Annotated in this window: 13 protein-coding genes and 2 rRNA genes; 10 read left to right on the plus strand and 5 right to left on the minus strand. The window is 45.2% G+C overall.

Going from position 1 to position 16486, the window contains the following annotated elements:
- The 5 genes from KO537_RS05520 to KO537_RS05540 all read left to right on the plus strand — a co-directional run.
- Positions 1-93: ribosomal RNA gene (locus tag KO537_RS05520) — 23S ribosomal RNA — on the plus strand; the annotation flags it as partial.
- A 186-nt stretch (positions 94-279) separates the two neighbouring features.
- Positions 280-395 (plus strand): 5S ribosomal RNA (gene rrf / locus KO537_RS05525).
- A gap of 958 nt (positions 396-1353) precedes the next feature.
- On the plus strand, positions 1354-1620 hold the full coding sequence (locus KO537_RS05530; protein WP_219234032.1) for an OadG family transporter subunit: 267 nt from the start codon (positions 1354-1356) through the stop codon (positions 1618-1620).
- An 11-nt stretch (positions 1621-1631) separates the two neighbouring features.
- The gene (gene oadA, locus KO537_RS05535) at positions 1632-3458 is read left to right on the plus strand and encodes a sodium-extruding oxaloacetate decarboxylase subunit alpha (RefSeq protein ID WP_219234033.1); all 1827 of its coding nucleotides are present in this window, start codon (positions 1632-1634) and stop codon (positions 3456-3458) included.
- A gap of 8 nt (positions 3459-3466) precedes the next feature.
- Positions 3467-4597, plus strand: a complete 1131-nt coding sequence (locus KO537_RS05540) for a sodium ion-translocating decarboxylase subunit beta (protein WP_219234034.1) — start codon at positions 3467-3469, stop codon at positions 4595-4597.
- Positions 4598-4763: 166 nt separating this feature from the next.
- Here the strand turns inward: KO537_RS05540 and KO537_RS05545 are convergent, their stop codons facing one another.
- On the minus strand, positions 4764-4931 hold the full coding sequence (locus tag KO537_RS05545) for a hypothetical protein (RefSeq protein WP_168823570.1): 168 nt from the start codon (positions 4929-4931) through the stop codon (positions 4764-4766).
- 250 nt (positions 4932-5181) lie between these two features.
- Entirely contained in the window at positions 5182-6435 is a 1254-nt protein-coding gene (locus tag KO537_RS05550) for a dicarboxylate/amino acid:cation symporter (protein WP_219234035.1), read from the minus strand.
- Positions 6436-6727: 292 nt separating this feature from the next.
- On the opposite strand from KO537_RS05550, the gene KO537_RS05555 reads away from it, so the two are divergent.
- The 5 genes from KO537_RS05555 to KO537_RS05575 all read left to right on the plus strand — a co-directional run bounded on the left by KO537_RS05555 (position 6728) and on the right by KO537_RS05575 (position 13268).
- Complete coding sequence (locus KO537_RS05555; RefSeq protein WP_131525261.1) at positions 6728-7153, plus strand: YqaA family protein; 426 nt, start codon at positions 6728-6730, stop codon at positions 7151-7153.
- A gap of 181 nt (positions 7154-7334) precedes the next feature.
- On the plus strand, positions 7335-10187 hold the full coding sequence (locus KO537_RS05560; protein WP_219234036.1) for a pitrilysin family protein: 2853 nt from the start codon (positions 7335-7337) through the stop codon (positions 10185-10187).
- A 185-nt stretch (positions 10188-10372) separates the two neighbouring features.
- Positions 10373-12022: a glutamate--cysteine ligase gene (gene gshA, locus KO537_RS05565; protein ID WP_219234037.1), complete on the plus strand. Its 1650-nt coding sequence runs from the start codon at positions 10373-10375 to the stop codon at positions 12020-12022.
- Positions 12019-12483, plus strand: a complete 465-nt coding sequence (locus KO537_RS05570) for a hypothetical protein (RefSeq protein ID WP_219234038.1) — start codon at positions 12019-12021, stop codon at positions 12481-12483. The genes gshA and KO537_RS05570 overlap by 4 nt, the downstream gene beginning before the upstream one ends.
- A gap of 167 nt (positions 12484-12650) precedes the next feature.
- Positions 12651-13268 (plus strand): hypothetical protein, encoded by a 618-nt coding sequence (locus KO537_RS05575; RefSeq protein ID WP_275956778.1) that lies wholly within the window; start codon positions 12651-12653, stop codon positions 13266-13268.
- A 180-nt stretch (positions 13269-13448) separates the two neighbouring features.
- Here the strand turns inward: KO537_RS05575 and KO537_RS05580 are convergent, their stop codons facing one another.
- From KO537_RS05580 to purE, 3 genes are all read right to left on the minus strand, one after another.
- A complete protein-coding gene (locus tag KO537_RS05580) occupies positions 13449-14702 on the minus strand; it encodes a sensor domain-containing diguanylate cyclase (RefSeq protein ID WP_106649726.1) in 1254 nt (417 codons plus the stop codon).
- Positions 14703-14865: 163 nt separating this feature from the next.
- Complete coding sequence (purK, locus tag KO537_RS05585) at positions 14866-15969, minus strand: 5-(carboxyamino)imidazole ribonucleotide synthase (protein WP_219234040.1); 1104 nt, start codon at positions 15967-15969, stop codon at positions 14866-14868.
- Positions 15969-16460: a 5-(carboxyamino)imidazole ribonucleotide mutase gene (gene purE / locus KO537_RS05590; protein WP_028760937.1), complete on the minus strand. Its 492-nt coding sequence runs from the start codon at positions 16458-16460 to the stop codon at positions 15969-15971. The genes purK and purE overlap by 1 nt, the downstream gene beginning before the upstream one ends.
- Positions 16461-16486 lie beyond the last annotated feature (26 nt).

Raw genomic sequence — 16486 nt, forward strand, 5'->3', positions numbered from 1 at the left:
AGCCGTTCGAGACTAGGACGTTGATAGGCATGGTGTGTAAGCGTTGTGAGGCGTTGAGCTAACATGTACTAATGACTCGAGAGGCTTAACCATACAACCCAGATGGGTTTTACTGAAAATGTTCCAGACATTTTCTAGCACTTCCTCCTTCCATGGAGGTCGTACGAAAAGCCTTAGACTGGATACAGATACTTGATAAAGTTAAAGACTCAAAAAAATCAGCTTTCCGAATTATTATTAACGTGAGCCAGAGATGGACACGGTAATAAACAGAATTTGCTTGGTGACAATAGCCTTGTGGAACCACCTGATCCCATCCCGAACTCAGAAGTGAAACGCAAACGCGCCGATGGTAGTGTGGGGTCTCCCCATGTGAGAGTAGGTCATCGCCAAGCGCCTAATTATCTCATTGAGATGCAACGAAGCCAGCTGAATAAGCTGGCTTTTTTGCGTCTGCAATTTGTAGAAATTAGTCCGTTTTTCTTTCAACTTGCATGTTTCTCCGCTATTTTTACTCACCAACTCACCAACTCACCAACTCACCAACTCACCAACTTACTTGCCATTTCAATTTGTCGCTCTTAGGCTTCCTCATTTCGTTCTTGCCCTAGTCCTATTGCTTAATCCTGCGCATAACTAAGAGGCTAAGGTTTTCTGAGGTAATACTGTTACGTATCTCTCAAGGTAACTGTTCGATACACAGATCGTATTGTCGGGCACTTCTCGGCGTTGATACCAAGGCGGATACTTAAGTTGTCAAAATGGATGATTTAATTTGTCTAGATTGAACCCATTCCTCTTCTTCAAACAATGTCTTCAGAACAATATTCCTTTTTATTTTGCCACTTAGTCAGATGGCAGTAGCTTGGATTGTTAAATTTGCATATTTTTGCACTTGGTTTATTCCTATGCTTGTTGTTTTCAATTTAGGAATCATTTTTTAGCCTAAGACATCACTTCAGCTTAAATTCAACATTATGCTTTTTTCATTATAGAATATTGAATTAATCGCTCGATTTATGAGGATTAGTAACTTGCTACCTGTGGATTTACTTAATATTGGTAAGACCAATTTACACTGATATGGTTTTTTTGTTATCAATTGGTTATGTTTGTAGCAGGTTGAGTTCAGCTGGTTTTCTTGTTGTGTGATTATTTAGCTTTAAGATGTGATTTTTTATTCGATTTTTCTGTTCGATTTTTCTGATTGGTGGTTGCTATGTGTCTGTTTACGGAAGAACCATAGTTTGTGAGCAGTTCATTTGATGAATTTTGAACTTGTAATGCGATAGCGATGATTTTGGGGTAATCGCGCTGTTGATAGGGATCTAGAGAGTAAGGGGGAGGGGAGCTATGGAGGATGTAACGCAATCTTTATTGGATGCCGTTGGCATTATGTTTTTGGGGATGGGCTTAGTTTATTTATTTTTAAGTGTACTAATCCTTGGGATTCATTTGGTTGCGCGTTGGTGTGCAGTCGATGCTGCATCTGCACGTTTTGCTAAAAATCATGTTAAAAGTCAGCAGAGGGTAGCGCAATCTGATGCTAAACCTTTAGATCCAAGCTTAGTCGCTGCGATTTCACTAGCGGTAAAGCAGTATCGTTCACAGATTAAGTAATGGGGAGCAGTATGACTTTTGTATCTAATTCTACGACAGCAGTGGCTAAGCCATTATTTTTAACTGATGTCGTATTGCGGGACGCACATCAATCCATTTTAGCGACGCGCTTACGCATTGATGACATGTTACCTATAACGCCGTTACTCGATAAGATCGGTTTCTGGTCATTGGAATCTTGGGGCGGGGCGACTTTTGATGCCTGTATTCGTTATCTTGGTGAAGATCCCTGGGACAGAATTCGTGAGTTGAAAAAGGCCATGCCAAATACGCCGCAGCAAATGCTGCTGCGTGGCCAAAACTTATTAGGCTATCGCCATTATGCCGATGATTTAGTCATGCGTTTTGTTGAGCGTGCCCATACCAATGGCGTCGATGTATTTCGTATTTTTGACGCAATGAATGATGTTCGTAATCTCGAAACTGCGGTGAAAGCGGTGCGCCAAGTTGGTGGCCATGCGCAGGGGACGATCTCATACACCACAAGTCCAGTGCATACCATAGAGACTTGGGTTGATATGGCAAAACGTCTCGAAGATATGGGATGTGATTCTTTGTGTATCAAAGATATGGCGGGCTTACTTAAGCCTATGGAAGCGTTTGAGCTTATCAGTCGACTAAAATCCCAAACGCAACTCGTGTTATCTATGCATTGTCATGCGACGACAGGATTAAGTACCGCCACTTATCAGAAAGCCATTGAAGCGGGTATCGATGTGCTCGATACGGCAATTTCGTCGATGAGCCAAACCTATGGACATACTGCTACTGAAACCGTTATCGCTATGGTGGAAGATACTGAGCGTGCGACTGGTTACGATATGGTATTGCTTGAGGAGATTGCCGCTTATTTCCGTGAAGTACGCAAGAAGTACGCTAAGTTTGAAGGCGCGCTGAAAGGCATTGATTCGCGGATCTTACGTGCACAAGTGCCTGGTGGCATGCTGACCAATATGGAGAGCCAACTTAAGGAACAAGGCGCGGCCGATAAGATGGACTTGGTCTTGGAAGAAATTCCCCGCGTACGTGCTGACTTAGGTTTTTTGCCCTTAGTGACACCTACATCGCAGATTGTCGGCTCGCAGGCGGTCATTAATGTGTTGATGGGGGAGCGTTATAAGTCACTGACTAAAGAGACTGAAGGCGTGCTTAAGGGCGAATATGGCGCGACGCCTGCGCCAGTCAATGCCGCATTGCAAGCGAGAGTCTTACAAGGAGCCGAAGCCATTACATGTCGCCCTGCTGATTTATTAACGCCAGAGCTAGCTAAATTACGGCTTGAGTTAGCTGATAAAGCACAGGAACAAGGCATTCGCCTATCTTCAGAGCATGACGATGATGTGCTGACCTATGCACTCTTCCCACAGATAGGATTGCAGTTCTTAAAGAATCGTGACGATCCGGGTGCCTTTGAGCCTAAACCTGAATTGACTTCGGTACTTGATGCTTCTAATACAGCGGATCGCGGCCCTGAAACCTACACGGTAACAGTCGAAGGGCAAGAGTACATAGTTGAAGTCGCCGCAGGCGGTGAGATCTCGCAAATCCAGCCACAGGGACAAAGTGTTCATGCTGTGCAAGCTGTGACTGAGAGTACAACGCCAACTGTGAGCCATGGAGAGATCCGGCTTGAAATGAGTGCGCCTCTGTCGGGCAATATCTTCAAAGTGCATGTTTCTCCTGGCGATAGAGTGTGTGAAGGCGATGTCGTGATCATCCTTGAGGCGATGAAGATGGAAACTGAAATTCGTGCTCAGGGCGATGGCATTATCGCTAAGATCTGGGTGAAAGAAGGTGACTCAGTGTCTGTGGGTTCTCAATTACTGGCCTTGGCGTAGGAGTCATTATGGAAGGTTTAATGGCTTTTTGGGCCGAGACAGGTATCGCTCACTTTACTGGCGGGCAAGTGTTAATGATGGCAGTGGGCGCTTTGCTCTTGTATCTCGCCATCGTACGTGGATTTGAGCCTTTGCTATTGTTGCCCATTGGTTTTGGTGCAGTGCTGGCGAACATTCCCCATGCGGGATTTACCGAAGAAGGTGGCATCCTGTATTACGCCTATCATGTGGGGATTGAGACTGGGGTGTTCCCACTGTTGATCTTTATGGGTGTTGGTGCGCTAACTGACTTTAGCGCCTTGATTGCGAATCCTAAAACCCTGTTATTAGGGGCGGCTGCGCAGTTTGGGATTTTTGCGACACTGATTGGCGCAATCGCGCTGAACTTAGTGCCGGGATTTGAGTTCACCATGAAGGATGCAGCGGCCATTGCGATTATAGGCGGTGCCGATGGACCAACGGCGATTTTCCTTGCCTCAAAACTGGCGCCTGAGTTATTGGGGGCGATTGCGGTCGCGGCCTATTCCTACATGGCGTTAGTCCCGATTATTCAACCGCCGATCATGCGGTTACTGACAACTCAAGCCGAGCGCGAAATTAAAATGGAGCAGTTGCGCGAAGTCAGTAAGAAGGAAAAGATCATTTTCCCTTTGATGGTACTGGGATTAACGATTCTCTTCCTACCTGCAGCCACGCCGTTAGTGGGTATGTTTTGTCTTGGTAACTTGATGCGCGAATCGGGCGTTGTGGATAGATTATCGAAAACGGCGCAGAACGAGCTTATCAATATCGTTACGATTTTCTTAGGTCTAGCTGTCGGTTCTAAGTTATCTGCCGACCAATTCCTGCGACTGGAAACCTTAGGAATTTTGGTATTGGGAGCTTTAGCATTTGGCATTGGTACTGCTGCAGGTGTATTGATGGCAAAACTGATGTGTAAGTTGTCGGGTGGTAAGATTAATCCGTTGATTGGTGCCGCAGGGGTGTCGGCTGTGCCTATGGCAGCACGAGTCGTGAACAAAGTTGGATTAGAGGCCAACCAACACAACTTCTTGTTAATGCACGCCATGGGTCCCAATGTGGCGGGAGTGTTAGGTTCTGCTGTGGCTGCGGGGATTTTACTTGCCGTGCTGGGTTGATGACAGAGTGGGTTAACTGATTGGGCTTGACTGAGTGGGTAAATTTAGCGGGTTTATCTTCGAATTTATTCTAGTCGTTAACGCTGTTTTATCACTAAGGCCAACTCAGTATTGAGTTGGCTTTTTGTTAAGTCACTAATTTAGAAAATGAATCCTTGGTATTAACCTAAGCCGTTAACCAGAGTAATGCCATAAGGATTAAAATCAGCCCGCCACCTATACCGATAATGTAGATAAAACCTCGCCGGCCTTGTTTTAGCGTGAGTTTGTTGGCTTTTAAAAATAACGCCCAAAACAAACATAGGATCAGCGGGATAAGGAAGAGTCTCGTCATTGTCTGTTCTGCTAAAGTGTGAGTTAGAGTAGTTTTAGAGTCTAACAGCTTGATCTTATTTGAGTAACCTATTTTGCAGTTGATAGAGACTGTCGAAGTCGATTGTGGCTTCTAAAGCCAATAGATTAAAGACTGTTTGCAGGATAATAAAAGAGACCGCCGAAGCGGTCTCTTCATTTACATCATCTGCGTAATTTACCTAATATTACTAATGGCTTAGCGCAGTGGCTTCGATCCAGTATTGTTATTGCTACGAACTCACAGGTGTAATGTCTTGATTGTCGTTCGAATAGAACTGTACTTCATCGAGTTCATTTTCGGATTTACCAATCACAACAGCAGTCATCATATCGCCCGTCACGTTAGTTGCTGTGCGGATCATATCGATAATACGGTCAATCGCGGCGATAAAGGCAATGCCTTCAAGTGGCAGACCAATCACACCTAAGGTGACAGTTAACATCACCATCGCACTTCCTGGTACGCCAGCGGTACCAACAGAAGCCACTGTTGCAGTCACGGCGATCATCACATAGTCCAGTGTGTCGAGCGGAATATTGTAAATTTGAGCGATGAAGATAGCGGCTATCGCAGGGTAAATACCCCCACAGCCGTCCATGTTCATGGTCGCACCTAATGGCATCACAAAGGCACTATAACGCTTTGATACGCCCATGGTTTCGACTGCGCGAGTACTCGCAGGTAAAGTACCAAAACTTGAGGAAGTACTAAATGCGACTAACTGTGCTGGCATAGCTTTACGGAAAAATTGCAGTGGGCTTAAACCACCGACAAATTTCACTAAGCCACCGTAAACAAAGATGATGTGGATAAAGGCGGCAATGTAGATAGCCCCGATAAACTTACCTAAAGGCAGTAGAGTCGATAAACCATATTCACCGACAACCCATGCCATTAAACCAAACACGCCGATAGGAGTGAGTTTTAAGACCATGCGAGTCAGTTGGAACATGACTTCAGCACCTGCTTCAATGGTGCGTTTTAATGGCTCTGCTTTCTCGCCGACTTTATTGATAGCGATACCTACCAAAGCTGCAAACACGATAATTTGCAGTACCTTGCCTTCAGCGAGTGAAGCAAAAGGATTGACAGGGATCATGTCGAGCAACACTTGTGCGAAACCGGGAATATTACGCTCGCGCACTTCAGTCGTTGTGAGTTGCATGGTGCCACCCATGTCGATCATTGAGCCAACAGCTAAGCCGATCAGAGAGGCGATTGTGCCTGTCAGCATGAACATACCCAAAGTTTTCAAGCTCAGGCGTTTCAGGCTGGTTTGCGAGTTGAGTGATGTGATACTCACGACAATGGCACAAAATACCAAAGGTGCGACCAACATCTTAATGGCCCCAATGAACAGGTCACCTAATGGTTTTAGCACTGTGGCGCTTTCACCTAAAATAACGCCAACGAGCGCACCTAAGATAAAGCCTGCTAAGACTTTTTGCCAAAACGGAATGCGGCTAATGGTTTGAAGGATCATGCATATTCCAGAAAAATAAATTAAGAGTGAGCCAATAGGCCTGCGATGATAGGATTCGTATTTAACGAGTTGAGCGTGATGTTAACGCGCTCTCAGTCATGCGCATGGTTATTGCCTGCCATAGTTAACCTATTGTATCGACAGAGCTAGGGTTATAACAAACCGTTTTTCTTATAACTTATTGTGATAAGTGAGTTTGTTGTAAAAAGATTAAGTGAAACATTCAATTAACCCATGGCAAACCTCATCGCATTGAATACAAAAAGAGAGATTTATCATTGAGTAAGCCATTATGACTGAGTTAGGTATTATGTTCTCCGGCGCTTTTTTAGCGGCCACTTTGTTACCGGGGGGATCTGAAGTCTTACTCGTGGCGTTATTAAACAATACCCCAGAGGCTTGGGTTGCGCTGGTCGTGGTGGCTAGTATTGGCAATACGTTGGGCGCGATGACCAGTTTCTATTTAGGTCGCTTAGGTCGCCTCGCAAAATCACCAGAAGCGTTAGCGACAGGTAAACACGCAAAGGGGCTCGCCTTGATTGAACGCTACGGCGTATGGGCGTTGTTACTCTCATGGGCACCGATTATCGGCGATATTCTTTGTTTATTGGCGGGTTGGTTGAGGCTACCGCTAATTTCCTCTTTGGTGATTATTTTAATTGGTAAAACAATTCGTTACTTAATTATTGCCGCTGCCGTGCTGCAATGGATGGCATGATGGCGCTAGGATGCATTTAATGGTCAAGGGTGTGGAGTGTTTTTCCGTTTAGACTGAATTTACTGTATAGATAGGAACTTAGTGTTAATTTTGCGAGTCATAAATCCCAATGCTTAATCATTTAAGCGCACTATGACTAAACGCAGCACTATGATTATGAAGCTGTATTTTTGGCCCATTGATGTATGAGGGGAATGTTTTGAAGAAATGGATATTAGCGGTCGCAATTTCTGCCGCACTTGCGGGTTGTGCATCTGAAACGACTACGGCGAACTTGCCCACAGGCGTTAAACTTATCGAAAATGTGCAATTGGCCGATTCGCAAGTAGGGATCCCCTACAAAAAGTACCAATTAGCCAATGGGTTAACGGTTATTTTACATCAAGATGATTCCGATCCCTTAGTGCATGTCGACGTCACTTATCATGTGGGCTCTGCCCGTGAATTAGCTGGGCGTTCGGGATTTGCGCATTTATTTGAACACATGATGTTCCAAGGCTCGCAGCATGTTGCCGATGAACAGCATTTTGAAGTGGTTACCGAAGCCGGTGGTACCCTAAATGGCACGACCAATACCGACAGAACCAATTACTTTGAGACAGTACCCAACAATCAATTAGAAAAAATGTTGTGGCTCGAGTCGGACCGTATGGGCTTTTTGTTGCCCGCACTCACTAGTGAAAAATTCGAAGTGCAGCGCGAAACCGTCAAAAACGAGCGTGCACAACGTATCGATAATCAGCCCTATGGCCGCATGAGTGAGCGTTTTAGCCAAGCTATGTATCCTGTCGGTCATCCTTATTCTTGGCCTGTAATTGGCTGGCCGGACGATCTTAATCGCGCCACGGTTGACGATGTTAAACACTTTTTCCAACGTTGGTATGGCCCTAACAATGCGACCTTGACCATAGGTGGCGATTTCGATGAAATGCAAACCTTAGCCTGGGTCAATAAATATTTTGGTGAAATCCCCCGTGGTCCTGAAGTCTCGTTAGAGCAAAAGGCGCTGGTTAACTTAGACAAGACGCGTTACCTCTCCATGGAAGATCAAGTGCACTTGCCTTTGATCCGTATTGGTTTTCCAACCGTATACGCTAGACATTCAGATGAGGCCGCGCTCGATCTGTTAGCCAATATTTTAGGTGGTGGTAAAACATCCTTATTATATAAAAACTTGGTTAAGGACGGTTATGCCGTGCAGGCTAATGTGAGTCATCCTTGTCAAGAGCTTGCGTGTCAGATGTCGATTTATGCTTTAGCCAATCCTGAAAAGGGCGGCAAACTGGCGGATCTGGAGCAACGTATCCTCGACTCGATTAAGGAGTTTGAGCAACGTGGCGTTACCGATGACGATCTGCAAAAAGTCAAAGTGCAGTTTGAGGCTGATACCATTTATAGCCTGCAGAGTGTTTCTGGCAAAGTGTCGACCTTAGCGATGAACCAAACGCTGTCGGGCAATCCGAACATGATTGCCTCAGATCTGAATCGTTATGCCAATGTGACCAAAGACGATGTGATGCGCGTGTTTAAGCAATACATTAAAGATAAACCTATGGTGGTTATGAGTGTGGTGCCGCAGGGAATGACGTCACTTATTGCCCATGCGGATAACTTCACGCCTGCAACGTTGCCGATTGCACACACTGCGGTAGAGGGGGATTTGCCCAAGCCTGAACTTGTTTCAAGTTTTGATCGGACTAAGATGCCTGCATCTGGCGTTGCACCTATGCTCAAAGTACCTAAAATTTGGACAAAAACCTTAGCCAATGGCATCGAAGTCATGGGCACTCAAAGTACTGAAACACCAACAGTTGAGTTAATTGTTTATCTCAATGGTGGCCACAGACTCATACCCGTCGAAAAAGCAGGCTTAGCAACGCTGACTGCGGAAATGCTTAATGAATCGAGTCAGAAGCGCAGCAGTGAAGGACTATCACAAGCCTTAGAAATGCTAGGTAGTAGTGTCGACTTTAGTGCGTCTGAATATCAAAGTTCGATCAAAGTATCGGCTCTGACAGCACATTTAGATGAGACGCTGGCGATTATGGAAGAAAAGCTGTTTCAGCCAGCATTCAGCGAAGCTGACTTTGCGCGAGTGAAACAACAGCAATTACAACAGATCCAGCATATGCAGTCCGATCCTAGCTATCTGGCTGATACGGCGTTGTCGTCTTTGTTATACGGTAAAGACAATGCGTTAGGTGTGAATGATCTCGGCACGCTCGATTCTGTCGCGGCGCTTACGTTAGCCGATGTAAAAGCATTTTATGCCCAGCAGTATCAAGGCGGCAACGCTAAAATTGTCACTGTTGCTAATTTATCTGAATCTGCATTGCTGCCTAAATTAGCGGGATTAAACCAGTGGAAAGGAGAAGCTGCTGTGGTACCGCCACTTAAGCCACTCCCTGCATTAAAAGGCGGCACAATTTATGTGATTGATAAACCTGGTGCGGCGCAATCGGTAATCAATATTGCCAAGCGCGCATTACCTTACGATGCCACAGGCGATTATTTTAAATCCTATCTGATGAATTATCCGTTAGGCGGCGCATTCAATAGCCGTATCAACCTAAATTTACGTGAGGATAAAGGTTATACCTATGGTGCTCGCACTCGTTTTACTGGCGGTGCTGAAGTGGGCGATTTTGTCGCATCAAGTAACGTTCGCAGTGACGTGACGGCGAAAGCACTCATTGAGTTTGTAAAAGAAATCAGTGCTTATCAGCAGCAGGGCATGACAGATGCTGAACTTGCCTTTATGCGTAATTCAGTCTCTCAAGGGCAAGCTCTTGATTATGAAACACCATATCAAAAAGCGGGCTTTATGCGGATGATCCAACGTTACCAATTGAGTCAAGATTTTACGACTCAACAGGACAAGATCATTAATACTGTAACAAAAGATGAACTCAATGCCCTCGCGGCTTCCGAGCTAGATATCAATAAAATGGTGATTCTGGTGGTGGGAGATAAAGCGACAATTGAAGCGGATTTAGCGGTATTGGGCTATCCAATTGAAACTTTAGTATTGTAAATTAGTATTTCGCCCTTATATAGGTAGATAGACGGGTGCATTAGTTAACGACTATTTGCCCCATATTTACCGGATTTACATCGAAAGACGGTGACAGCATTAGCTGTCACCGTCTGCTTTTAATCATACAAGGTGTGAATTTGGCTTGCCCCACAGACAGGTTTAGATTTATTTTGAGGCATATTTTGCAAGATAAGCCTCAAAATAAAGGTCTGACTGTTAACCTTGTCGCGATAGCGAATCACCAATTAGAGAAGCGCAAATTGAAGTCATTCAATGAATTAGTACAATATCTCTCGGACGCCAATGGGCGCACCGCACTCTTGGGTATGTTACGTGGCATAGAACGTGAGGCGTTGCGGATTGATGAGTTTGGTTATCTCGCTACAGACTCGCATCCCGAAGCCTTAGGCTCGGCGTTAATGCATTCACGTATTACGACGGATTACAGTGAAGCCTTGCTCGAGTTTATTACGCCAGTAAATCACAATGTTGAGCAACTTCTCACTGGGTTAACGGAGACTCATGCTTTCAGCGTGCGCCACTTAAATGGTCAGCGTTTGTGGCCCGTGAGCATGCCTTGCTATGTGAAAGATGGGCAACAGATCCCCGTTGCCCGCTATGGCTCATCGAATACTGGCATGATGAAAACCTTGTATCGTAAGGGGTTAACCTATCGTTATGGTGCCCTGATGCAGATCATCTCTGGGGTGCACTTTAACTTTTCGGTATCGCAAGAATTATGGCAAAGCCTGTATGAGTTAAGTGATAAAGAGTTAACTTACGATGATTTTATTTCAGAATCCTATTTCGGCTTGATCCGTAACTATCGCCGTTTAGTGTGGGTACTACCTTATTTATTTGGTGCCTCGCCAGCGTTATGTAGCTCCTTTATTAAAGATCAAAAAACCGACCTCAAGTTTGAAAAAACGGGCCATGGAACTCTGTATCTGCCCTATGCCACTTCGTTGCGTATGAGTGATTTAGGCTACACCAACAAAGAGCAAGAAGATCTAAATATCAGCTATAACTCTTTGCCTGAGTATCTGGCTGGCGTGAATGCTGCCACTAAAATGCCTTCAGCAAACTTTGCTAATATCGGCGTTAAAGTCGATGGTGAGTATCGTCAACTTAATGCCAATGTATTGCAGATTGAAAACGAGTTCTACTCGCCAATCCGTGCGAAACGGGTCACACGTAGTGGCGAGAAACCGTCTGAAGCTTTGGCCCGTGCTGGGGTGGAATACATTGAAGTGAGAGCGTTGGATGTTAATCCATTTAGCCCAGTTGGCATTGAGTCGACACAAGTACGTTTCCTCGATTTATTCCTACTCTATTGTTTATTAACGCAGTCGCCTAAGTCTGAGGCGAGCGAAGAGGCGAGATTAAGCGCGAATCTTAAAGCTGTGGTGCTTGAAGGCCGTAAACCTGGGCTTGAGTTATTAACTGCAGACGGTTCACGTTCGCTTAAATCTTGGTTAGAAGAGTTGTTTGATGCCTTGCAACCTTTGGCAGTATTGCTCGATGGTGAGGGGACGGATTATCAAGTGGCTTTGGCCCATTGGCGTAAAGCGGCTGAAGATCCGAATTTAACCCTGTCGGGACAAGTACTTCAAAACGTGATCAACAAGGGCCAAGATCATGGTCAGTGGGTGATGACGTTAGCGCAGCAATACTACCAATACTTTATCGATTATCCCTTGTCGAGCGAGACCATAGCGCAGTATCAAGCTGAAGCATCCAGTTCGCTTAACAAGCAAGCTGAACTAGAGGCGGCGCAGAGTGCAGTTTCATTCGATGATTATCTGGAAGATTACTTTGGAGTGAAGCTGTGAAAGAGGGGTTATTCTCTTTCACTGGCCTACGTGCCCGCGTAGCTTTGGTTGGGTTCAGTGCCTTGTTATCTGGCTGCGCCACGTCACCTGAAGATCCACTGGGCTGTGGTACTGTGTCGGGTTATTTGCAGCCCGATGCCAGTACTCACTGGTATCGAGTGGTGGTGACCCATTTAAACGGGCTGGCAGTCGTTTCTAAGCCTAATTATCAGTTAGCGCCTGGCGAATATGAATTTACCGTTGCGGAGCTGATTGATGATCCAAGTTTGTCAGTCACGCTTGCAGCGCGGACACCCAAAGTATTCAAGCTCAATGTCGAAAGTCATCAGCGTTATCATATCGGTGCGTTATTTCACACTGATAAGCGCTATATGGGTAAAGACACTGCGTATTGGGAACCCGGCGTGTGGCAGCAAGAAGATCATGAGTGTCAGTTTGAGCTGAGTCCCGAAACGAAATAGCCAAAGTGTTAAGTTCAAGTGGTAAGCCAGCAACATACGATTTAAGTCATATTGATTTAGCCCCTAGCGTTGAGATCTTCTAAGCGCAAAAAAGGCTTTTTATGCTTGCCTCAGCCTGAGTCTATGACATCATGACGCGAGCTAACTCTCCAAAGAACATGATATTAATGAATAAATCCTCCGCTATCTTACTCTGCGCAAGTCTCGGCATCTTATCAGGTTGCGCGACATCTCCGCCTAAGTCTCCCGAAAATTTGTGTGAGATATTTCAAGAACACCGAGATTGGTACGATGCCGCTAAAGATGTCCGTGATAAATGGGGTGTGCCAGTGCATGTGCCGTTAGCTATGATGTATCAAGAGAGCTCATTCAAACACAATGCCGCGCCACCGATGGAATACTTTTTAGGTTTTATCCCTATTGGCCGTGCCAGTGATGCCTATGGGTATGCGCAGGCTAAGACCATGACGTGGGATGATTATGTGCGTGAGACGGGAAACAGTTGGTCGAGCCGCAGTGATTTCGATGATGCCTTGGATTTTATGGGCTGGTTTATTAGCAAAACCCATAAGATAAATGGCGTATCTAAATGGGATGCGCGGGCGCAGTATCTTAATTATCACGAAGGCTGGGGCGGTTATCGCCGTGGCAGTTATAAATCTAAGGCGTGGTTAGTGAAAGTGGCGAATAGGGTGGATGAAAGGTCGAAACGCTACGCGGCTCAATATAAAACCTGCCAAGAAGATTTAGATTCATCTTGGCTGTGGCGTTTATTTTTTGGTTAAGATTACGTTTTTATATCATTGTCAGCCACCTAAGTGAGAATGGCTGACTGTCGGTGTTCAATTTAGATATTTAATCGAGATAGCTAATTGAGATAGTAAACTCAAATATTCAACTCCGACACTTACTGATTGTTGATATTAGCCTTTTGACATCGGCTGCAGCAACTGACTTCAATTGATTTATTGCGCTTTCACTGCGAAGGTTTCTAATGCCTGAATGGCTTTTTTCTTCGCACGTTTTTGCTCATACATAGCATGATCTGCAGTCTTAAAGGATTGATACCAATCGGCTTCGAAGGGGGCAATACCAAAACTAAAACCTAGGCTAAGCTCTGAACCTTGATTCAAGGTTTTGCGCATATCATCTAAGTCCTGTTCAATTTGAGCTAATGGCCCATGGCATAAAGCGACAAACTCATCGCCACCAAAACGGGAAATAATGCCTTTATTTTGCCAATAGGTGAGCATGGCGGTGGCTGTTCGCTTGATGGCAACATCACCCATCTGGTGCCCATAGGCATCATTAATGGACTTGAGATTGTCCATATCGATAATAATTAAAAAACTGCCTAAGTGAGGCTTGTGCTGCCAGTGGTGCAGTTCATCTTCAAAATTCTTTCGATTATAAAGTCCTGTTAATGGATCAAAATTGGCAAGTTTAGTGATCTGCAGTGACTTCTGATAGAGCGCAATGGCATTGCTAGCTTCGTGAGTTAGGATAGAGACAAGATTGCGGTCGTAATCGCTAAAGGCGCCAAGGCTACTGCTATCGAGATTGAGCATGGCATACAGTTTGCCATCAATACGAATAGGGCTAGACAGGGTTGAGCGTATCGGCTGCTTCGACACTGAGAGTAACACTTTTTGATCATCTTCCGTTAAGGTGCTAGCCGCATTGATATTCTTCATATCATTGATGACCACCACTTGATCGCATCTCCCTTCAGTGAGTCGATATTCAAAAGTTTGCTCTAAGGTAAAATCCAGTTGTCTGAGCTTTGCTAAATCGAGCCCCACGACAGATTCAAAATACAGTTTATTATTCACCTCGTTGATTTTAATGATGCTGCCCATTTCGGCACCATTAATCACGTACACGGCTTTATTGAGTAAGGCGTCCAGAAAGGCATGCTCATTTTTATAATGACTCGAGAGATGGGCGAGTTCATAGATGGCATCGTTGATGGTGACGACTTGCTCTAAATGCTGCCATAGTCGAGTTAAACGCCCCTGATGCAAATAGTAAATTAGGCTGTAGGCAAAAATATAAATGATGCAAACAAACAGTAAGGGCAGGATAGTCCAATTTTCTGTGGGTGCATTAAAGATAAACAGCAGGATGAATAGACATATCGGCACTATAAGCAGTAGCAGATGATAGCGATAATCTAAGCGATCTATGGTCTTACGTTTGAAATTATCCCTTAATTTCACTCGACTATTCCTTTATCTGTGTCATTGCTAGTAATCATTGAATGCTATACATCACTAACGTATTCACACTGAGTTCAGTTAAGTATATAACGAAAATTGAAATATAAACTGATATGAAACTGTGAACAATTTCATATCAGTGATTTTGGTACTAAATACTGAATTAACGCGAATTTTCTGCGTATTCGGCCAATATCCAAGTTAATGGTGCTTGGTATTGGATTGGCATCCAAGTTTGCAGTGCGGCTATGCTCTGGTTGAGCACAGTTTGATTTGGCACTGATAGGTTTAAATGTCCGACTTTACGACCCGGGCGAACTTCTTTGTTGTACCAGTACAACTCAGCATTGGGCAAACTTAACCAGCGAGGGTCATTATCGATACCGATAAGGTTGACCATAACACACTGAAAATTCACTTGTGGCTGTGGGATTGCAATTCCGCAAAGTGCTCTAAGATGCAGCTGGAATTGATCCATATGGGTTCCGGCTTGAGTCCAATGGCCAGAGTTGTGCACTCGCGGCGCCAGCTCATTCACCAGTAACTCATCGCCAACACGGAAGCATTCCATCGCCATCACGCCAACGTATTCAAGCTCGTGCATAATAGCGCTGAGCATAGTTTCGGCTTGGGTTTGTAAGGGGGTTAAGCGTGCCAGTGGCGAAATCGACGCCATTAAAATGCCGTCCTGATGCAAGTTCAGCGTCAGCGGATAAAACACGCATTCGCCTTCGCGAGTACGCACGCCAACCAATGATACTTCTTCATCAAAATTAATCGCTTGCTCAGCAATCGCAAGGTTACGCCAATCGTTTGGAATATCACCCGCTTCGGCTTCTTTTAGCCAATGTTGACCTTTACCGTCATAACCCCCAGTACGGCGTTTCATCAAGACTCTAGGACCATAGTGCTGATACAGGGTATCGACTTGGGTGTTATCGTCGACTAAGGTCCAAGGCGCTGTGGGAACGCTGAGCTGGTCGAGTAGACTCTTTTGGCTAAAACGGTCGGCTAAACGGCTAAATACCGGACCATTAACAAAATGGGGGTGTGAGCTGAGTTGTAAACTCAGGGCGGACTCTGGCCACTGTTCGCGCTCGGCGGTAATAATGTCGTGGGGCGCGAGTGGCAGAATGTCATCCGTAGGCGTCATGATATCGACGGCGTTAACTTCAATCGCTAATGGCTCACCAGCGTGGGTCAACATGGCGCCCAGCTGACCATTACCTAATACCCAAACCTTAGGTTTAGTGTTTGTCTGGGTCATTAGACTTCCCTCGGGTCTGGATTGTCCAGTACCGCACGGGTCTGTTCTTCTCTGAAAGCGTCAACACGAGCCGCTAATTCTGCATCGTTATTCGCAAGGATTTGGCAGGCCAATAATCCCGCATTGAATGCGCCCGCTGTGCCTATGGCTAAGGTACCGACAGCGATCCCTTTTGGCATTTGAACGATAGACAATAAGCTATCCATACCTGACAGGGCTTTACTTTGGACTGGTACACCTAATACGGGTAAGCGAGTTTTAGAGGCAATCATACCGGGTAAGTGCGCTGCACCACCGGCGCCACCAATGATGATTTTAAAACCACGTTCGGCGGCAGAGGCTGCAAACTCCATGAGTTTATCTGGCGTTCTATGGGCGGAAACCACTTCAACATGATAAGGCACTTGCAGTTTATCCATTATCTCAGCGGCGGCTTCCATCGTGGGCCAATCACTTTTAGAACCCATAACAACAGCAACAAGGGCTTGCATGATAACTCCTTAACTCACTAATTTTA

The sequence above is a fragment of the Shewanella sp. NKUCC01_JLK genome (assembly GCF_019345615.1).
Lineage (GTDB): Bacteria > Pseudomonadota > Gammaproteobacteria > Enterobacterales > Shewanellaceae > Shewanella > Shewanella oncorhynchi.